18 protein-coding genes are annotated in these 17,181 nt (G+C 67.6%); 14 read left to right on the top strand and 4 right to left on the bottom strand.

The features are described from left to right. The first annotated feature begins 6 nt into the window (after positions 1-6). The 7 genes from VOI27_RS13735 (at position 7) to VOI27_RS13705 (ending at position 6,916) form a co-directional block, all read left to right on the top strand. Entirely contained in the window at positions 7-864 is an 858-nt protein-coding gene (locus VOI27_RS13735; protein ID WP_323765928.1) for a DMT family transporter, read from the top strand. Positions 865-980: 116 nt separating this feature from the next. After that, on the top strand, positions 981-1,793 hold the full coding sequence (gene map / locus VOI27_RS13730; protein ID WP_323765927.1) for a type I methionyl aminopeptidase: 813 nt from the start codon (positions 981-983) through the stop codon (positions 1,791-1,793). A gap of 103 nt (positions 1,794-1,896) precedes the next feature. Then, positions 1,897-3,420, top strand: a complete 1,524-nt coding sequence (gene gpmI / locus VOI27_RS13725) for a 2,3-bisphosphoglycerate-independent phosphoglycerate mutase (RefSeq protein WP_323765926.1) — start codon at positions 1,897-1,899, stop codon at positions 3,418-3,420. After that, a complete protein-coding gene (locus VOI27_RS13720) occupies positions 3,417-4,538 on the top strand; it encodes a peptidase M23 (RefSeq protein WP_323765925.1) in 1,122 nt (373 codons plus the stop codon). The genes gpmI and VOI27_RS13720 overlap by 4 nt, the downstream gene beginning before the upstream one ends. Before the next feature lie 7 nt (positions 4,539-4,545). After that, positions 4,546-5,883: a S41 family peptidase gene (locus VOI27_RS13715; protein WP_323765924.1), complete on the top strand. Its 1,338-nt coding sequence runs from the start codon at positions 4,546-4,548 to the stop codon at positions 5,881-5,883. A 53-nt stretch (positions 5,884-5,936) separates the two neighbouring features. Beyond that, positions 5,937-6,428 (top strand): RNA pyrophosphohydrolase, encoded by a 492-nt coding sequence (locus tag VOI27_RS13710; protein WP_323765923.1) that lies wholly within the window; start codon positions 5,937-5,939, stop codon positions 6,426-6,428. Between the two features lie 2 nt (positions 6,429-6,430). Beyond that, positions 6,431-6,916 (top strand): hypothetical protein, encoded by a 486-nt coding sequence (locus VOI27_RS13705; protein ID WP_323765922.1) that lies wholly within the window; start codon positions 6,431-6,433, stop codon positions 6,914-6,916. A gap of 67 nt (positions 6,917-6,983) precedes the next feature. On the opposite strand, the gene VOI27_RS13700 is transcribed toward VOI27_RS13705, so the two are convergent. Then, complete coding sequence (locus tag VOI27_RS13700) at positions 6,984-7,463, bottom strand: L,D-transpeptidase family protein (RefSeq protein WP_323765921.1); 480 nt, start codon at positions 7,461-7,463, stop codon at positions 6,984-6,986. Beyond that, entirely contained in the window at positions 7,463-8,557 is a 1,095-nt protein-coding gene (gene ribA / locus VOI27_RS13695) for a GTP cyclohydrolase II (protein WP_323765920.1), read from the bottom strand. Before ribA ends, VOI27_RS13700 begins: the two co-directional genes overlap by 1 nt. Positions 8,558-8,708: 151 nt before the next feature. On the opposite strand from ribA, the gene VOI27_RS13690 reads away from it, so the two are divergent. Then, the gene (locus tag VOI27_RS13690; RefSeq protein WP_323765919.1) at positions 8,709-9,395 is read left to right on the top strand and encodes a response regulator transcription factor; all 687 of its coding nucleotides are present in this window, start codon (positions 8,709-8,711) and stop codon (positions 9,393-9,395) included. Between the two features lie 442 nt (positions 9,396-9,837). Here the strand turns inward: VOI27_RS13690 and VOI27_RS13685 are convergent, their stop codons facing one another. Beyond that, complete coding sequence (locus VOI27_RS13685) at positions 9,838-10,707, bottom strand: branched-chain amino acid aminotransferase (RefSeq protein ID WP_323765918.1); 870 nt, start codon at positions 10,705-10,707, stop codon at positions 9,838-9,840. A 155-nt stretch (positions 10,708-10,862) separates the two neighbouring features. On the opposite strand from VOI27_RS13685, the gene VOI27_RS13680 reads away from it, so the two are divergent. The 6 genes from VOI27_RS13680 (at position 10,863) to dxs (ending at position 16,284) form a co-directional block, all read left to right on the top strand. After that, positions 10,863-11,357 carry a MarR family winged helix-turn-helix transcriptional regulator gene (locus tag VOI27_RS13680; RefSeq protein ID WP_323765917.1) on the top strand — a complete coding sequence of 165 codons (495 nt, stop codon included), beginning with the start codon at positions 10,863-10,865 and terminating at the stop codon, positions 11,355-11,357. After that, positions 11,354-12,055 carry a response regulator transcription factor gene (locus tag VOI27_RS13675; protein WP_323765916.1) on the top strand — a complete coding sequence of 234 codons (702 nt, stop codon included), beginning with the start codon at positions 11,354-11,356 and terminating at the stop codon, positions 12,053-12,055. Before VOI27_RS13680 ends, VOI27_RS13675 begins: the two co-directional genes overlap by 4 nt. 144 nt (positions 12,056-12,199) lie before the next feature. Then, the gene (locus VOI27_RS13670; RefSeq protein WP_323765915.1) at positions 12,200-13,126 is read left to right on the top strand and encodes a histone deacetylase family protein; all 927 of its coding nucleotides are present in this window, start codon (positions 12,200-12,202) and stop codon (positions 13,124-13,126) included. Continuing rightward, the gene (locus tag VOI27_RS13665; protein ID WP_323765914.1) at positions 13,123-13,365 is read left to right on the top strand and encodes an exodeoxyribonuclease VII small subunit; all 243 of its coding nucleotides are present in this window, start codon (positions 13,123-13,125) and stop codon (positions 13,363-13,365) included. The genes VOI27_RS13670 and VOI27_RS13665 overlap by 4 nt, the downstream gene beginning before the upstream one ends. 102 nt (positions 13,366-13,467) lie before the next feature. Further along, positions 13,468-14,337, top strand: coding sequence for a polyprenyl synthetase family protein (locus tag VOI27_RS13660; protein ID WP_323765913.1), 870 nt, complete (start codon positions 13,468-13,470; stop codon positions 14,335-14,337). A gap of 18 nt (positions 14,338-14,355) precedes the next feature. Next, positions 14,356-16,284 (top strand): 1-deoxy-D-xylulose-5-phosphate synthase, encoded by a 1,929-nt coding sequence (gene dxs, locus VOI27_RS13655; RefSeq protein WP_323765912.1) that lies wholly within the window; start codon positions 14,356-14,358, stop codon positions 16,282-16,284. Here dxs and VOI27_RS13650 read toward each other — a convergent pair. After that, positions 16,256-17,041: a WecB/TagA/CpsF family glycosyltransferase gene (locus VOI27_RS13650; RefSeq protein WP_323765911.1), complete on the bottom strand. Its 786-nt coding sequence runs from the start codon at positions 17,039-17,041 to the stop codon at positions 16,256-16,258. The genes dxs and VOI27_RS13650 overlap by 29 nt on opposite strands. Positions 17,042-17,181: the final 140 nt, after the last annotated feature.

Below are 17,181 nucleotides of genomic sequence, written 5' to 3'. Positions count from 1 at the left end.
TCCTGCATGTCTCTTCTCGGTCTGGCGCTTGTTCTGGCGGCGGCGGTCTGCCACGCCACCTGGAACTTCCAGCTCAAGCGGATCGGCGGCGGGCCGGAGCTGGTCTGGCTGTTCTCGGCGCTGACGGTGGTGATCTATGCGCCGCTGGCGCTCTGGGTGCTGGCAACCCAGGCGCCGGTCTTCGGACCCGAGCAGATCCTCTTCCTGGCCGGCAGCACCGGGCTGCACATGGCCTATTTCCTGTTGCTGCAGCTGGGCTACCGCAAGGGCGACCTGTCGCTGGTCTATCCCACCGCGCGCTCGACCGGGCCGCTGCTTTCGACCAGCTTCGCGGTGCTTTTCCTCGGCGAGATCCTCACCCTGCAGATGGCGCTCGGCGCGCTCTGCATCGTCTTTGGCGTGCTGATGCTGACCACCGGCGGCCGGGTGAAGGGGCAACGGGTCTCGACCTCGCTGCTCTTCGGCCTTGCCGCCGGCGGGCTGATCGGCAGCTACACGGTCTGGGATGCCTATGCGGTCTCGGTGCTGCTGATCTCGCCCCTGCTGCTGGATTACGTCTCGAGCGTGGCCCGCGTGGCGCTGCTCACCCCTGTGGCGCTGTCCCGGCGCGCCACCATCAGGGTGCAGTGGCGCGATCACCGCGCCGGGCTGCTGATCATCGCGCTGTTCAATCCGCTGGCCTATATCCTCGTGCTCTACGCGCTGACCTTCACCCCGGTAGCCTATGTCGCGCCCACCCGCGAGGTCAGCGTGCTGCTGACGGTGCTGACGGGCTCGCTCCTGCTGGGCGAGGGGCAGTTGCGCCACCGGCTGACCTGGGCGGTGGTGATCCTGGCCGGGATGGGTGTGCTGGTGACCTCCTGACGCCGTCAGAGACCCCGACAGGCCGCTGCGAGCGGTATCTTGTTCCGCGCGGGCTGGCTCTTTACGCTGCAAACGCATAAGACAGCCGATGAGACGTTTTTGAACGGAGCAATTGCATGAACCGTCACAAGGGGCGCATGACGCGCGACGGGATCCGGATCCACGAGCAGGCGGATTACGCCGGCATGCGCGACGCCGGCCAGATCGCCGCCCAGATCCTCGACGAGGTGGCCCCGATGGTCGAGGTCGGCCAGACCACCGGCGCGCTCGATGCCTTTATCGAGCGCCGGGTGACGGAGCTGGGCACCAAGTCGGCCACCATCGGCTACAAGGGCTATCAGCACGCGTCCTGCATCAGCGTCAACCATGTGGTCTGCCACGGCATTCCCGGCGACAAGAAGCTGAAGGACGGCGATATCCTCAACATCGACGTCACCGTCATCAAGGATGGCTGGTTCGGCGATACCTCCCGGATGTATGTGGCCGGCAAGCTGCCGCGCAAGGCCGAGCGGCTGATCCAGGTGACCCATGATGCGCTGATGCGGGGCATCGAGGCGGTGAAGCCGGGCAATACCTTCGGCGACATCGGCTATGCGATCCAGAGCTTCGTCGAGGCGCAGCGCATGTCGGTGGTGCGGGATTTCTGCGGTCACGGGCTGGGCACGGTGTTCCACGCGCCGCCCAATGTGCTGCATTATGGTCGCGCCGGCACCGGGCCGGTGCTCGAGGAAGGCATGTTTTTCACCATCGAGCCGATGGTCAACATCGGCCGCCCCGAGACCAAGGTTTTGGCCGACGACTGGACCGCGGTGACCCGCGACAAGTCGCTCTCGGCGCAGTTCGAACATTCGGTGGGCGTGACCTCTGACGGGGCGGATATCTTTACCCTCTCGCCGGGCGGGCTGTTCCACCCGACCTACACGCAGTGAGCCACCGCGCGCCGGCCCCGGCCGGGGCGTGGGTATTTGACAAGAGACGACGCCCGAAACGGGACAGCCGGCGCGGGCGCATGTTCAGGACAAGGAAGACATCATGCCTGCTCCGAAACCCGTGGTTCTGTGCATTCTCGACGGCTGGGGGCTGTCGGACCTGACCGAGGGCAACGCCGTGGCCCAGGCCGGGACGCCGAATTTCGACCGGCTGATGGCCGAATGCCCGAATGCGACGCTGATCACCCACGGCAATGACGTCGGCCTGCCCACGGGCCAGATGGGCAATTCCGAGGTCGGCCATACCAATATCGGCGCTGGTCGGGTGGTGGCGATGGACCTCGGTGCCATCGACCTTGCGATCGAGGATCGCTCGTTCTTTTCAAACTCCGCCATCCATGCCTTCATCGAGTCTGTCCGCGGCCATGACGGCACCGCGCATCTGATGGGGGTGATCTCGGATGGCGGCGTGCACGGCCATATTGACCATGTGCTGGCCGCGGTCGAGATGATCGTCAGCGCCGGCGTGCCGGTGGTGGTGCATGCGGTCACCGATGGCCGCGACGTGGCCCCGCAATCGGCCGACGGCTTCCTGCAGACGCTGGTCTCGAAGCTGCCCGAGGGCGCGAAGGTGGGCACCGTCACCGGGCGCTACTTCGCCATGGACCGCGACAACCGCTGGGACCGGGTCGAAAAGGCCTATCGCGCCATGGTCGGCGGCACGGCCGAGCACAGCGCCGCCAATGCCATCGAGGCGGTCAAGGAAGCCTATGAGCGTGACCAGACCGACGAGTTCATTCCCGCCACGCTGATCGGCGACTATGACGGGGCCAAGGACGGCGACGGCTTCTTCTGCCTCAACTTCCGGGCCGACCGGGCGCGGGAAATCCTGCTCGCGGTAGGCGAGGATGACTTCGACGGCTTCGAGAACCGCAACCGGCCACAGTGGGCCTCGATCCTCGGCATGGTGGATTATTCCAAGACCCACGACAGTTTCATGGCCGCCGCCTATCCCAAGACGGTCGTCGTCAACACGCTGGGCGCTTGGGTCGCGGCAAAGGGGCTGAAGCAGTTCCGGCTGGCCGAGACCGAGAAATACCCGCATGTCACCTTCTTCCTCAACGGCGGCAAGGAAGTGCCCGAAGAGGGCGAAGACCGCTACATGGCCCCCTCGCCCAAGGTGGCAACCTATGATCTGCAGCCCGAGATGAGCGCCGGCGAGGTCTCTGACCAGTTCGTCACGGCAATCGAGGCGGGCTATGACCTGATCGTGGTGAACTTCGCCAACCCCGACATGGTCGGGCATACCGGTGATCTGGAGGCGGCAAAAGCGGCCTGCGCCAGCGTCGACACCGGGCTGGGCCGGGCGCTCGAGGCGCTGGAAAAGGCCGGCGGCGCGATGATCGTCACCGCGGACCATGGCAATTGCGAACAGATGATCGACCCCGAGACCGGCGGGCCGCATACCGCCCATACGCTGAACCCGGTGCCGGTGATCCTCGTGGGCGGGCCCGAAGGGGCCAGTCTCAGGCAGGGTGGCCGGCTGGGCGACCTCGCGCCGACGCTGCTGACGCTGATGAACCTCGAGAAACCCGAGGAAATGACCGGGGAAAGCCTGATCGCATGATCCTGCGTGCCGCGAGCCTCGCCGTCCTGCTTGCCGGGGGCGCAGAGGCGCAGATGACCACCGCCGAGGCCGCCCGCGATGCCGTGCGGATGCTCGAGGAAAGCGCCCAGGCGCTGAGCGAAGCGCGCGGCGGGCGCGAGCGGGTCAAGGCGCTGACCGAGATCGTCAAGGGCTATGAGACCGGGCTGGCGGCACTGCGCGACGGCATGCGCTCGGCCTCGCTGACAGAGGCGCAACTGACCGAGGATCTGGCCGCCCGCGACAAGGAAATCTCGCAGCTGCTGGGTGTGTTGCAGTCGATGTCTCGCGCGCCTGCGCCAGCGACGCTGCTGCATCCCTCTGGACCCACCGGCACCGCGCGTGCCGGCATGCTGCTGGCGGATGTGACCCCTGGGCTGAAGGGGCGGGCCGATGCGCTGCGCGCCGATCTCGAGGAGGTGCAGGCGCTGCGGCTGTTGCAGGCGCAATCGCAGGCCAAGCTGCAGGAAGGGCTGCAGGGCGCGCAGGAAGCCCGCACCGCGCTCAGCAAGGCAGTGGCCGACCGCACCGACCTGCCGCGCCGCTTTGTCGAGGATCCGCTGCAGACTGCGGTGCTGATCGCCGCCACCGAGACGCTCGAGGGCTTTGCCAGCGGTCTCAGCACCATCGCCCGCGACGAGGCGCCGGGCAGCCTGCCCGACATCAGCCACCGCAAGGGCAACCTGCCGCTCCCTGTTCAGGGCCAGCTGTTGCGTCGCGCCGGCGAGGCCGATGCCGCCGGCGTGCGTCGCCCCGGCATGCTGATCGCGACGGGGCCGCAGGCGGTGGTGACCACCCCCACCGCCGCCACCATCCGCTATGCCGGGCCGCTCTTGAACTACGGTCTGGTCGCCATCCTCGAGCCGCAGGCCGACACGCTGTTCATCTTTGCCGGGCTCGAGGCGGTCTTTGGCCAGACCGGCCAGGTTCTGCCCGCCGGCGACCCGTTGGGGCTGATGGGCGGAGAGTTGCAGGCGGATGTGTCACTATCGGGTGAAGGGGCTGGAAACGCCCGCCCGGAAACGCTCTATATAGAGGTCAGAGAGCTGAATCAGCCCGTGGATCCACAAGATTGGTTCCGCACCACCGACAAGGGATAAGACACCAATGAAGAAGTTCGTCATGGCCGCCGTCGGCGGTACGCTGGCAGGCATTGTCGCAACCACCCAGCTTGCCGGCCCGCTGCTGGCGCAGGAAGAGCGCGCCTCGGGCAATGTCTACGAGCAGCTCGACCTGTTTGGCGACATCTTCGAGCGCATCCGCGCGCAGTACGTCGAGGACGTCGACGAGGGCGAGCTGATCGAGGCGGCGATCAACGGCATGCTGACCTCGCTTGACCCGCATTCCAGCTATCTCTCGCCCGATGACGCTGCCGACATGCGGGTGCAGACCCGTGGCGAATTTGGCGGGCTCGGCATCGAGGTGACCCAGGAAGAGGGCTTCATCAAGGTGGTCTCGCCGATCGATGACACCCCGGCCGATGCCGCCGGCATCGAGGCCGGCGACTTCATCACCCATGTCGACGGCGAATCGGTGCTCGGGCTGACGCTGGATGAGGCGGTCGAGATGATGCGCGGGCCGGTGGGATCCGAGATCATCATCACCGTGGTGCGCGAGGACCAGCCAGAGCCCTTCGACGTCTCGATCATCCGCGACACCATCACGCTCACTGCCGTGCGCACCCGCACCGAGGGCGAGACCGTGGTGCTGCGGGTCACCACCTTCAACGACCAGACCACCCCCAACCTCGAAGAGGGGCTGGCCGAGGAGATCGAGGCCGCCGGCGGGCTCGACAATGTCAACGGCATCGTGCTTGACCTGCGCAACAACCCCGGCGGGTTGCTGACCCAGGCGATCCGGGTGTCGGATGCCTTCCTCGAGAAGGGCGAGATCGTCTCGACCCGCGGCCGCAACGTCGAGGACGGCGAGCGCTACAATGCCACCCCCGGCGACCTGGCCGACGGCAAGCCGCTGGTGGTTCTGATCAACGGCGGCTCCGCCTCGGCCTCGGAGATCGTCGCCGGCGCGCTGCAGGATCACCGCCGGGCAATCGTCGTGGGCACCAAGAGCTTCGGCAAGGGCTCGGTGCAGACCGTCATGCCGCTGCGCGGTGACGGCGCCATGCGGCTGACCACAGCCCGCTACTACACCCCCTCTGGCCGCTCGATCCAGGCGCTCGGCGTCTCGCCCGACATCGTGGTCGAACAGCCGCGCCGCGCCCCGAACGAGGAGGAGGACGAGAACACCACACCCAACTCGCGCTCCGAGGCCGACCTGCGCGGCTCGCTCGACAACGACAGCCTGAGCGAGGACGAGATCAAGCAGATCGAGGAAGACCGCGCCAAGGCCGAGGCCGCCGCTGCACTGCGCGAAGAGGATTACCAGCTGGCCTATGCCATCGACATCCTCAAGGGCCTCTCGGCCCTCGGCAGCCAGTCCGAATAAGACCCCGTCGCCCCCGGCCCGCGCCGGGGGCGATTTTGTATGACGAGGCCCGCATGACCCCCGAAGAGATCGCCCGCCTTCCCTATCGCCGCAACGTCGGCGTGATGCTCGTCAATGCCGGCGGCTCCGTCTTTGTCGGCCAGCGGATCGACAGCGAGTCCGCGGCCTGGCAGATGCCGCAGGGCGGCATCGACGCCGGCGAGGAGGCCCGCGACGCGGCGCTGCGCGAGCTGCAGGAAGAGACCGGGGTGCTGCCCGAGCTGGTGACGGTGGAGGCCGAGACCCGGACCTGGATCCCCTATGACCTGCCGCATGAGCTGGTGCCCAATATCTGGAAGGGGCAGTTTCGCGGCCAGGAACAGAAGTGGTTCCTGATGCGTTTTCACGGCACTGACGACCAGGTGCGTCTCGATGCCGACGACCACCAGGAGTTTTCCGAGTGGCGCTGGCTGCCGCATGACCAGCTGGTCGATCAGATCGTGCCCTTCAAACGCGCGGCCTATGCCCGCGTGGTCGAGGAATTCAGGCCGCATCTGGAGAGATGACAATGCGTATGAGTGCCGCCCTGCCGCTTCTGCTCTGGTCCACCGGGGCACAGGCGCTGACCTGCCTTCCGCCGGACGTCGCCGCCACCTATCGTGAGGCGGCCGAGAGCACGGACCGCTATACGGTGGTGGTGGGCGCGCTGACGTTCGACGAAACCCAGCTGCCGGTGACCGACATGGCGAACCAGCAGAACACCCCGCCGGAGACCCGGATCGCCGCGCGGCTGACCGGCGAGGCGCTGACGCGGGCCGGTTTCACCTTTCCCTATGACCGCGAGATCACGCTGAACGCGCAGTGTTTCGGGCCGTGGTGCGCCGGTGCGGTGAGCGGGGCGGAGTACCTCGCCTTCGTCAACCTAGACCGCGCGGTCCCGGAAGTGGCGATCACCCCGTGTGGCGGGTTTGCCTTTGGCCAGCCGACCGAGGCGATGCGGCAGCGGGTGATTGCCTGTTTCAACGGCGGTGACTGCGTACCCGAGGGGCGGTAAGGGAGCGCTGCCCCCGTCGCCTCTGGCGACTCCCCCGAGGGTATTTTTGAACAGAAGAAGGGCTGGATCAGGGCACGACCAGCCGCGTTCCGGGTGCGGCGAGCGCGGCGATGGCGCGCAGGTGGTCGGGGCGGAAGGCGAGGCAGCCTTCGGTCGGATAGCCCGGGCGGCGCCAGCGGTGCAGGAAGATGGCCGAGCCGCGGCCGGGGGTGGCCTCGGGCCAGTTCCAGTCGGTGAGCAACACCAGATCATAGAGCGGATCAGGCCGGCGCAGCACCTCGTGCGAGGCGGCACAGGGCGCGCGGACGAGGCTGTTGTAGGCGGGATCCGAGGGCGCGTCGGACCAGAGGTCGCCGGGCAGGATCGGCTCGGCCCAGGGGGTCGGGCGCGCCATGCGGTCGGGGCGGTAGAGCAGCCCGGTGATGTGGTGTGTGCCGCGCGGGGTGGCGCCGTCGCCCTCGCGCTTGTCGCGGGTCAGCCCGCCGCGGCCGATGCTGCAGGGCCAGAGCCGGCCGGCGAAGCGCAGGCCGAGGGGGGTGAGGCGCATCACAGCAGGTGGCCCGATTTCGCCGCCTTGGTGGCGAGATAGGCGGCGTTCTGGTCGGTCTGGCCGACCTTGAGCGGCACCCGTTCGGTCACCGCGATGCCGGTGTGCTCCATCATCGCGATCTTGCGCGGGTTGTTGGTCAGCAGCCGGACCCCGGCAAACCCCATGGTCTTGAGGATGTCGGCGCCGATGCGGAAATCGCGTTCGTCATCCTCGAAGCCCAGGCGATGGTTGGCCTCGACGGTGTCGAAGCCCTGGTCCTGCAGGCTGTAGGCGCGCATCTTGTTGGCCAGCCCGATGCCGCGCCCCTCCTGGTTGAGATAGAGCAGCACGCCCGAGCCCGCCGCGCCCATCTGCGCCAGTGCGGCGTGCAGCTGCGGGCCGCAGTCGCATTTCAGCGAGCCCAGCACATCGCCGGTGAAACAGGCGGAATGCAGCCGGGCGAGCACCGGTTGCGCCCGGTCGGGCCGGCCGATCTCGAAAGCGTAGTGCTCGACCCCGCCATCGTCGGGGCGGAAGATGTGCAGCCGTCCGCCCTGGGCCAGACGGGTCGGCAGGCGGGCGGCCACCACCGGATGCGGATCGCCGGCGCGCAGCAGCAGCGGGCCGGCGCTGTGGGCCTCGAGCCGGGTGAGCAGGGCCGCGTCGGGCAGGGTTGCGGGGTCGGTCTCGAGCACTACGGCGGCGGGCAGCAGCTGCGCCGATTTCACCAGCGAGACCGCCAGACGGTGCAGCGCCGCGTCGCCGGCGCGCAGGGCGAACAGCGGTCCTTTCATCGGCACGCGCAGATCGTCGGCCGGATCGGCCAGCGCCCGGATCCAGGCGCAATCGGCCTCGTCGGGCAATGGCAGGCGGGCGACATCGCCATCATAGGCGCGCGCCTTGAGCGTCTCGGCCCGACGGCCGGTGATCGTCAGCACCGGTGCGCCGCCCAGCGCCCGCAGGGTGGCCAGCCGGGCCGGCCCCATAGTCTCGGCCGCCAGCACCAGCGCGGCGCTGTCATGACCGCAAAGCAGCACCGGCACGCCCATCCGCAGATCGGCGCGGGCGCGGTTGATCAACTCCGCCGTATCGGGTGCAAAACGTCCAGTCATCTGGCGAGTGATGTAGCCGGTAATGCGCGGGACTTGAAACATTTCCTTGCCAGCCGGGTTATTTTCACACGAGCGCGTGAACGGCTTGCAGCAAAACTTGCCCCCCGCCCGGCGCACCCCAATGTCGGGAGCAAGAGAATTGGAGGACCGAATGGCACAACTCAAGAACCTGCTCCTGGTGGATGACGATGACGACCTGCGCGAGGCGCTGGCAGAGCAGCTGATCATCACCGAGGATTTCGAGGTCTTCGAGGCCGCCGGTGGGGCCGAGGCGATGGAAAAGGTCAAGGCCTCGCATTTCGACCTGATCATCCTTGACGTCGGCCTGCCGGACACCGATGGCCGCGAGCTTTGCCGGCTGATGCGCAAACAGGGCGTCAAGGCGCCGGTGCTGATGCTGACCGGCCATGACAGCGACGCCGACACCATCCTCGGGCTTGATGCCGGGGCCAACGACTATGTCACCAAGCCGTTCAAGTTCCCGGTGCTGCTGGCCCGGATCCGCGCCCAGCTGCGCCAGCATGAGCAGAGCGAGGACGCGGTCTTTGCGCTTGGGCCCTATACCTTCAAGCCGTCGATGAAGACGCTGGTCACCGAGGATGAAAAGAAGATCCGGCTGACCGAGAAGGAAACCAACATTCTGAAATATCTCTATCGCGCGCCAGAGGGCGTGGTGCCGCGTGACGTGCTGCTGCACGAGGTCTGGGGCTACAATGCCGGGGTGACGACGCACACGCTTGAGACGCACATCTACAGGTTGCGCCAGAAAATTGAGCCGGAACCGTCGAATGCGCGGCTTCTTGTGACCGAATCGGGCGGATATCGGCTCAATGCCTGAAAGGTCGCATGGATCGGCGGGCGATAAAGTGCTATGTTAAGTTCACCTTTAACAGGTGACCGAGATCCCGTTGCATGTGCGGGTTATCACATGCATCCTCCCTGTTGGACTGGCCCGGGCTTTGGCCCGGGTCTTTTTTCCTTGGGGTGGAGGTGGGTTGGAAACCCACCCTACGGCGGGTGGGACGCGTCGGCGCTTTGCCAGCGGGCCGCAAGCCCGCCGCGCATCGTCATGCCGAAGCCGTGCCTCCACGACGCCGCCCCTCGGCGCGGCGATCTGGCTGCCGATGATCGAACTTTGTAAGGTTTTGCTGGGATAACCTGCCCGACTGAGCCGTCGTACCGCGGCCTGTCGATGCGCGGCTCGGGGATCGCGTGGCTGCGGCTAGAAGCCGTGCCAGAACGAGACAGGGCGGAGGACCCCTCCGCCCCGCCTCACATCATCATTTCCGCACGAGCGCCTCATAGGCCTCGGACATCTCGCGCGTCAGCGCGCCGACCTCGAAGGTATAGTCACCGATCTGCGACACCGGGGTCACTTCCGCCGCGGTGCCGGTCAGCCAGCACTGCTCGAAGCCTTCCAGCTCTTCCGGCATGATGTAACGCTCATGCACCGTGATGCCGCGCTCTTTGAGCATGCCGATCACCGTCTGCCGGGTGATGCCGTTGAGGATGCAGTCGGGGTCGGGCGTATGCACTTCGCCATCCTTGACGAAGAAGATGTTGGCGCCGGTCGCCTCGGCCACGTAACCGCGGTAATCCATGAACAGCGCGTCCGAGCAGCCCTTGGCCTCGGCGGCGTGCTTGGACATGGTGCAGATCATGTAGAGACCGGCGGCCTTGGCCGAGGTCGGGATGGTCTCGGGGCTGGGGCGTTTCCACTTCGAGATGTCGAGCTTGGCGCCCTGCATCTTGGCGTCGCCGTAATAGGCGCCCCATTCCCACGCCGCGACCGCCACCCGCACCGGGTTTTTGGCCGAGGCGACCCCCATGTCCTCGCCAGAGCCGCGCCAGGCCACCACGCGGACGTAGGCATTGGTCAGGCCGTTGGCCTTCAGGACCTCGTATTTCGCGGCCTCGAGTTCCTCGACCGAATAGGGGATCGGCATGTCGAGCAGCTTGCCAGAAGCCAGCAGCCGCTCGGAGTGACGCACGCTCTCGAAGATCCGGCCGTTGTAGGCGCGCTCGCCCTCGAACACCGAGCTGGCGTAATGCAGCCCGTGGGTCAGGATATGCACATTCGCATCGCGCCAGTCGACGAGCGTCCCGTCCACCCAGATCTTGCCGTCGCGGTCATCATATGAGCCAGCCATGTCGCTCCTCCAAAGCCCTTCGTTTTCCATATGTTGCGCGGTTTCGGTCCGGTGCGGACATATTATTGCGCAAAATCTGATCGTCGCTACCAGTTGAGTCTTGGAATGTCAACAAGGCTGACGTACTGTGGGTCAAAAGACCGGAAGGGAGAGGCATGGCAGAGCCCAGCGGAGAGCAGCTGCTCTATCTGACCGACGAACAGCTTCGGCAGGGGATCGAGGCGATGTTCTTTGCCTATCGCGGCTTTACCGCCGACCCTGACCGGATCCTCGATGAGCTGTCCTATGGCCGCGCCCATCACCGGGCGGTGCATTTCATCAACTGCGCGCCGGGCACCACTGTCAACAACCTGCTCAGCATCCTCGGCGTCACCAAGCAATCGCTGAACCGTGTCTTGCGCACGCTGATCGCCGACGGTCTGGTGGAAAGCAGGGTCGGCCGGTTGGACAAGCGCGAGCGCCACCTGTACCTGACCGAAGAGGGAAAAGCCCTGGAGGCGCAATTGTCGGATGCCCAGAGGGCGCGGATGCGCGCCGCCTATCGCAAGGCCGGGCCGGAGGCCGTGGCCGGCTTTCGCCAGGTGCTCGAGGCGATGATGGACGCCGACATGCGCCGCAACTACCGCGCCCTGCGGGAGCCGCGGACATGAGCGCACCGGACGTCCACCTGCTGATTGTCGACGATGACGAGCGCATCCGGCTGCTGCTGCAGAAGTTCCTGATCCGCAACGGCTTTCTGGTCACCGCAGCGCGCGATGCCGGCCATGCACGGCGCATCCTCTCGGGGCTGGACTTCGACCTGATCGTGCTCGACGTAATGATGCCGGGCGAAGACGGCATCAGCCTGACCCGCGACCTGCGGCTGGCCTCGACCACGCCGATCCTGCTGCTCACCGCCAAGGGCGAGACCGAGGACCGGATCGCCGGGCTCGAGGCCGGGGCCGACGATTACCTGGTCAAGCCTTTCGAGCCCAAGGAGCTGCTGCTCAGGATCAACGCGATCCTGCGCCGCATGCCAGAGGCGCCCGAGAACAGCGCCCTGCCCAAGCTCCTGTCACTCGGACCGCTGCGCTATGATATCGAGCGCGGCGAGCTCTGGCAGGGCGAGGAACCGGTGCGGCTGACCGCCACCGAGAGCCAGCTGATGCGGATCTTCGCCGCGCGGCCGGGCGAGGCGGTGAGCCGGACGCAGCTGGTCGAGGACCTCGGCCGCGACAAGGGCCAGAGCCAGGAACGCGCGGTCGACGTGCAGATCACCCGGCTCAGGCGCAAGCTCGAGGCCGATCCGAAACAGCCGCGCTACCTGCAGACGGTGCGCGGCGCGGGGTATATGCTGGCACCGGATTGAGCGTTTTGCGGCGGCGGCGGTGGGTTGCAAACCCACCCTACAGGCCACCGTAGGGTGGGTTTCCAACCCACCGCCCCGTTCCCGAACCTTGCATCCCGTCTCGAAACACTGCCTTGTCGACAAGACCACCCGAGGGAGGCGAGAATGACAACATTGGTGCTGACCCATGACGCCGGGCTGAGGCATGTGACACCCGACGGTCACCCCGAACAGGTGGCGCGGCTGGAACACATCCTGCATGCCTTCCGCCAGAACGACATCGCCGTCGAAACCGCCCCGGAAGGGACCCGCGAGGACGTGCTGCTCTGCCACCCCGAACACTACATCGCCCGGATCGAGGCCGCCGCCCCGGCCCGGGGCCTGCACCAGCTCGACGCCGACACCTGGATGTCTCCGGGCAGTCTCGAGGCCGCATGGCGCGGGGTCGGCGCGGTGCGCGAGGCGGTCGACCGGGTGCTGTCGGGCGCCGCCGGCAATGCCTTCTGCGCCATGCGCCCGCCCGGACACCACGCCGAGACCGAGACGCCGATGGGCTTTTGCCTCTTCGGCAACGCCGCCATTGCCGCAAAGCACGCGCTCGAGCGCCATGGCCTGAGCCGTGTCGCGGTGGTGGATTTCGACGTCCACCACGGCAACGGCACACAGGCGCTGCTCTGGGACGAGCCCCGCGCGCTCCTGATCACCAGCCAGCAGATGCCGCTCTGGCCCGGCAGCGGCGATCCCTCTGAGCGTGGCGCGCATGACAATGTGCTCAACATCCCGCTCGCCCCCGGCTCGGACGGCTACGAGATGCGCGACGCCTATAGCCACGAGGCCCTGCCCCGGCTGCGCGACTTCGCCCCCGAACTGATCGTGATCTCGGCCGGGTTCGACGCCCACCGCGACGACCCGCTGGCCAATCTCAACTGGTCGACCGAGGATTTTATCTGGCTGACGCAACAGATCTGCAAGATCGCGGCCGAGTCCTGCCACGGCCGGGTGGTCTCTGTTCTGGAAGGCGGCTATGATCTCGCCGCGCTGGCGGCATCCGTCACCGCGCATGTGAAAACGCTTCAGGAGGCCGCGGCGTGAGCGAGAAAACGGTAGACGATCTGACATTCGAAGAGGCCATGGCCGAGCTGGAACGCGTGGTCGGCCAGCTTGAACGCGGCGACGTGGCGCTCGACGATTCGATCAAGCTCTACGAACGCGGCGCGGCGCTGAAGAAACGCTGCGAGCAGAAGCTCAAGGAAGCCGAGGAGAAGGTTCACGCCATCACCACCGATGCCGAGGGCAACGCCACCGGCTCGCGCCCGGTCGAGGGGCTCTGAGCCTCCCCCTGCTTCATCTTGCCAGATAAACTCCCGCCGGAGGCTCCCGCAGTCTCTGCCCGCACCACCGCCCGCGGCGGCGCGCCACGAGGACAGCCCCGGATGTTCACCGACGCCCTGAAAACCGATGCCGCCCGCGTGCTGGCCCATCTCGACGGGGTGATCGCCGGGTTCGACGAACTGCCGGTGACCCGCGCCATGCGCCACGCCATCGCCGGCGGCAAGGGGCTGCGCGGCTTCCTGGTGATGGAAAGCGCCCGGCTGCATGACGTGGCCGCGGCACATGCGCTCTGGCCCGCCGGGGCCATCGAGGCGGTCCATGCCTACAGCCTGGTGCATGACGACCTGCCCTGCATGGACGACGACGACCTGCGCCGCGGTCAGCCCACCGTGCATGTGAAATGGGACGAGGCCACCGCGGTGCTTGCCGGCGATGCGCTGCAGGCGCTGGCCTTCGAGATGCTGGCCGATCCGCGCTGCCACGACCGCGCCGCGGTGCGTGCCGAGCTGACCCTCTCACTGGCGCAGGCGGCGGGGGCACGCGGCATGGTGCTGGGACAGGCGTGCGATATCGCCGCCGAAACCGCCGAAACTCCGCTGACGCTGGACCAGATCACCCGGCTGCAGGCCGGCAAGACCGGCGCGCTGATCGGCTGGTCGGCCGAGGCCGGGGCGCGGATGGCCGGCGCCGATATCACCCCTATGCGGCACTATGCGCGGGCGCTCGGCCTTGCCTTTCAGATCGCCGACGACATCTTGGATGTGGAGGGCGATGCCGCGCGGGCCGGCAAGCGGCTGCAGAAGGACGCGGCGGCGGGCAAGGCGACCTTCGTCTCGTTACTCGGGCTGGAGCCGGCGCGCGCCCGCGCCAAAGCGCTGGCCGAGGAGGCCTGCGACGCGCTGTCCCCTTACGGTCCGCGGGCCGAAACCTTGCGCGAGGCCGCCCGCTTCGTTATCTCGCGCGACATCTAGTAGGCCAAGGAGCCGTGCATGTCTGACCGCCCGGAAACCCCGCTCTTGGACCGTGTCCACGGCCCCGCCGACCTCAAGCAGTTCTCCGATGCGGAATTGGTGCGGCTGGCGCATGAGCTGCGCGACGAGACGATCAGCGCGGTTTCCGAGACCGGCGGCCACCTCGGTGCCGGTCTCGGCGTGGTCGAGCTGACGGTGGCGCTGCATGCGGTCTTCGACGCGCCGCGCGACAAGATCATCTGGGACGTCAGCCACCAGTGTTACCCGCACAAGATCCTCACCGGCCGTCGCGACCGCATCCGCACCCTGCGCCAGAAGGGCGGGCTCTCGGGCTTCACCAAGCGCAGCGAAAGCCCCTATGACCCTTTCGGCGCGGCCCACAGCTCGACCTCGATCTCGGCCGCGCTGGGCTTTGCCGTGGCGCGCGATCTCGGCGGTGCCTGCGACACCGGCCACGGCGATGCCATCGCGGTGATCGGCGATGGCGCGATGAGCGCCGGCATGGCGTTTGAAGCGCTGAACAACGCCGGCCACCTAGGCAAGCGGATGATCGTCATCCTCAACGACAACGAGATGTCGATCGCCCCGCCGGTGGGCGCCATGTCCTCCTACCTGTCGCGGCTCTATGCCGAGGCGCCGTTCCAGGACCTCAAGTCCGCCGCCAAGGCCGCGGTTTCGATGCTGCCGGAGCCGTTCCGAGAAGGTGCCAAGCGCGCCAAGGACATGCTCAAGGGCATGGCGGTGGGCGGCACCCTGTTCGAGGAGCTGGGCTTTTCCTACCTCGGGCCGATCGACGGCCATGACCTGCACCAGCTGTTGCCGGTGCTGCGCACGGTGCAGGCGCGCGCCACCGGGCCGATCCTGATCCATGCGCTGACCCGCAAGGGCAAGGGCTATCACCCGGCCGAAACCGCCGATGACAAGGGCCATGCCACGGCCAAGTTCGACGTGGTCACCGGCAAGCAGAAGAAGACACCCTCGAACGCGCCCGCCTATACCAAGGTCTTCGGGCAGGAGCTGATCAAGGCCGCCGAGCGCGACAACCGGATCTGCGCGGTGACCGCGGCAATGCCGGACGGCACCGGGCTTGACCTGTTCAACACCCGCTACCCCAGCCGCTGCTTCGACGTCGGCATCGCCGAACAGCACGGCGTGACCTTCTCGGCCGGGCTGGCGGCCGGCGGCATGCGGCCGTTCTGCGCGATCTACTCGACCTTCCTGCAGCGCGGCTATGATCAGGTGGTGCATGACGTCGCGATCCAGCGCCTGCCGGTGCGTTTCGCCATTGACCGGGCCGGGCTGGTCGGCGCCGACGGGGCCACCCACGCCGGTGCCTTCGACGTGGCCTTCATGGCCAACCTGCCGGGCATGGTGGTGATGGCCGCCGCCGACGAGGCGGAACTGGTGCATATGGTCGCCACCGCCGCCGCGCATGACGAAGGCCCGATTGCCTTTCGCTACCCGCGTGGCGAGGGCGTCGGCGTCGAGATGCCGGAAAAGGGCGTGCCGCTCGAGATCGGCAAGGGGCGCATTGTGCGCGAGGGCAAGGGCGTGGCGCTTCTCTCTTTCGGCGCGCGGCTCAAAGAGGTGCTCGACGCCTGCGAGGCGCTGGCAGCCAAGGGCATCACCCCGACCGTCGCCGACGCCCGTTTCGCCAAGCCGCTCGACCGCGACCTGATCCTCAGGCTCGCCGCCGAACACGAGGCGCTGATCTGCGTCGAGGAGGGCGCGGTTGGCGGCTTCGGCAGCCATGTGGCGCAGCTTCTGGCCGAGGAAGGCGTGTTCGACAGCGGGCTCAAGTATCGCTCGATGGTGCTGCCGGACACCTTCATCGACCAGGCCAGCCCGCGCGACATGTACGCGGTGGCGGGGCTCAATGCCGAGGATATCGAGGCCAAGGTGCTCGAAGTGCTGGGCGTCAGCGAGATCCGCTCGACCCGGGCCTGAGGCTCGGTCCTCTCCGGTGGCGCAGCGCGGTGAGCGCATGGCCCGGCAGGATGGCGGCGCAGAGCGCATAGCGCGCGACCAGCCGGCGCGGGTTCGACAGCATCCGCCAGAGCCATTCCAGCGCGAGGCTGCGCACGATCTTCGGCGCGCGCTGCTGCGCCCCGGCAAGGAAATCGAGCCCCGCGCCGATCGAGGCAAAGCCCACCCCCGGCGCGATTTCGCGGCCGCGCGCCGCCAGCACCTCCTGCTTCGGCGCGCCCAGCGCCAGAAAGGCCAGCCGCGCGCCAGAAGCCGCGACCTCGCGCAGGACCGCCGCGCCCCCCGGCCCGGCCGGTTCGAAGCCCATCGGCGGGGCGATCCGGGCCGCCACCTGCAGGCCGGGCACCCGGGCGCACAGCGCCTCGGCCGCGCCCTGCAAGGCCGCCTCGGTGCTGCCCACCAGAGCCACCGGCACGCCCTGCGCCGCCGCCAGTTCCGCCAGCGGCACCACCATGTCGGCGCCGGGGATCAGCTCGACCGGGTCGCCGGCCAGTTTCGACAGCCAGACCAGCGGGTTGCCATCCGCCACCACCAGGTCCTGTGCGTCATAGGCCCGGCGAAAGGCCGCGCTCTGCCGCAGCTTGACAAGGTGGTCGAGATTGACCGTCGCCAGAGCAAACCCTTCGCCGCGCGCCAGACGCTCAGCGACCTCGGCCATCAGCCCGGCGCGACGCGGCATGGTGATCGCCAGCCGGTATTCTCCTACCTCGAAATACACGTTGCCCTCCGCTTGAACGGGCATATCATCGGCGCGCAAGATGGCGAAGGTAAGGAAAAACCGCAAATCCCGCGCGGCGGCGCGGCATTTTCTGCGTCCCGGCCGCCGCCGGCCGAAAAATTGCCATCTTCGGGTGGTTA

The organism is Marinovum sp., assembly GCF_034669705.1.
Classification (GTDB): domain Bacteria; phylum Pseudomonadota; class Alphaproteobacteria; order Rhodobacterales; family Rhodobacteraceae; genus Marinovum.
This window is presented reverse-complemented; position numbering and strand designations above follow the sequence as displayed.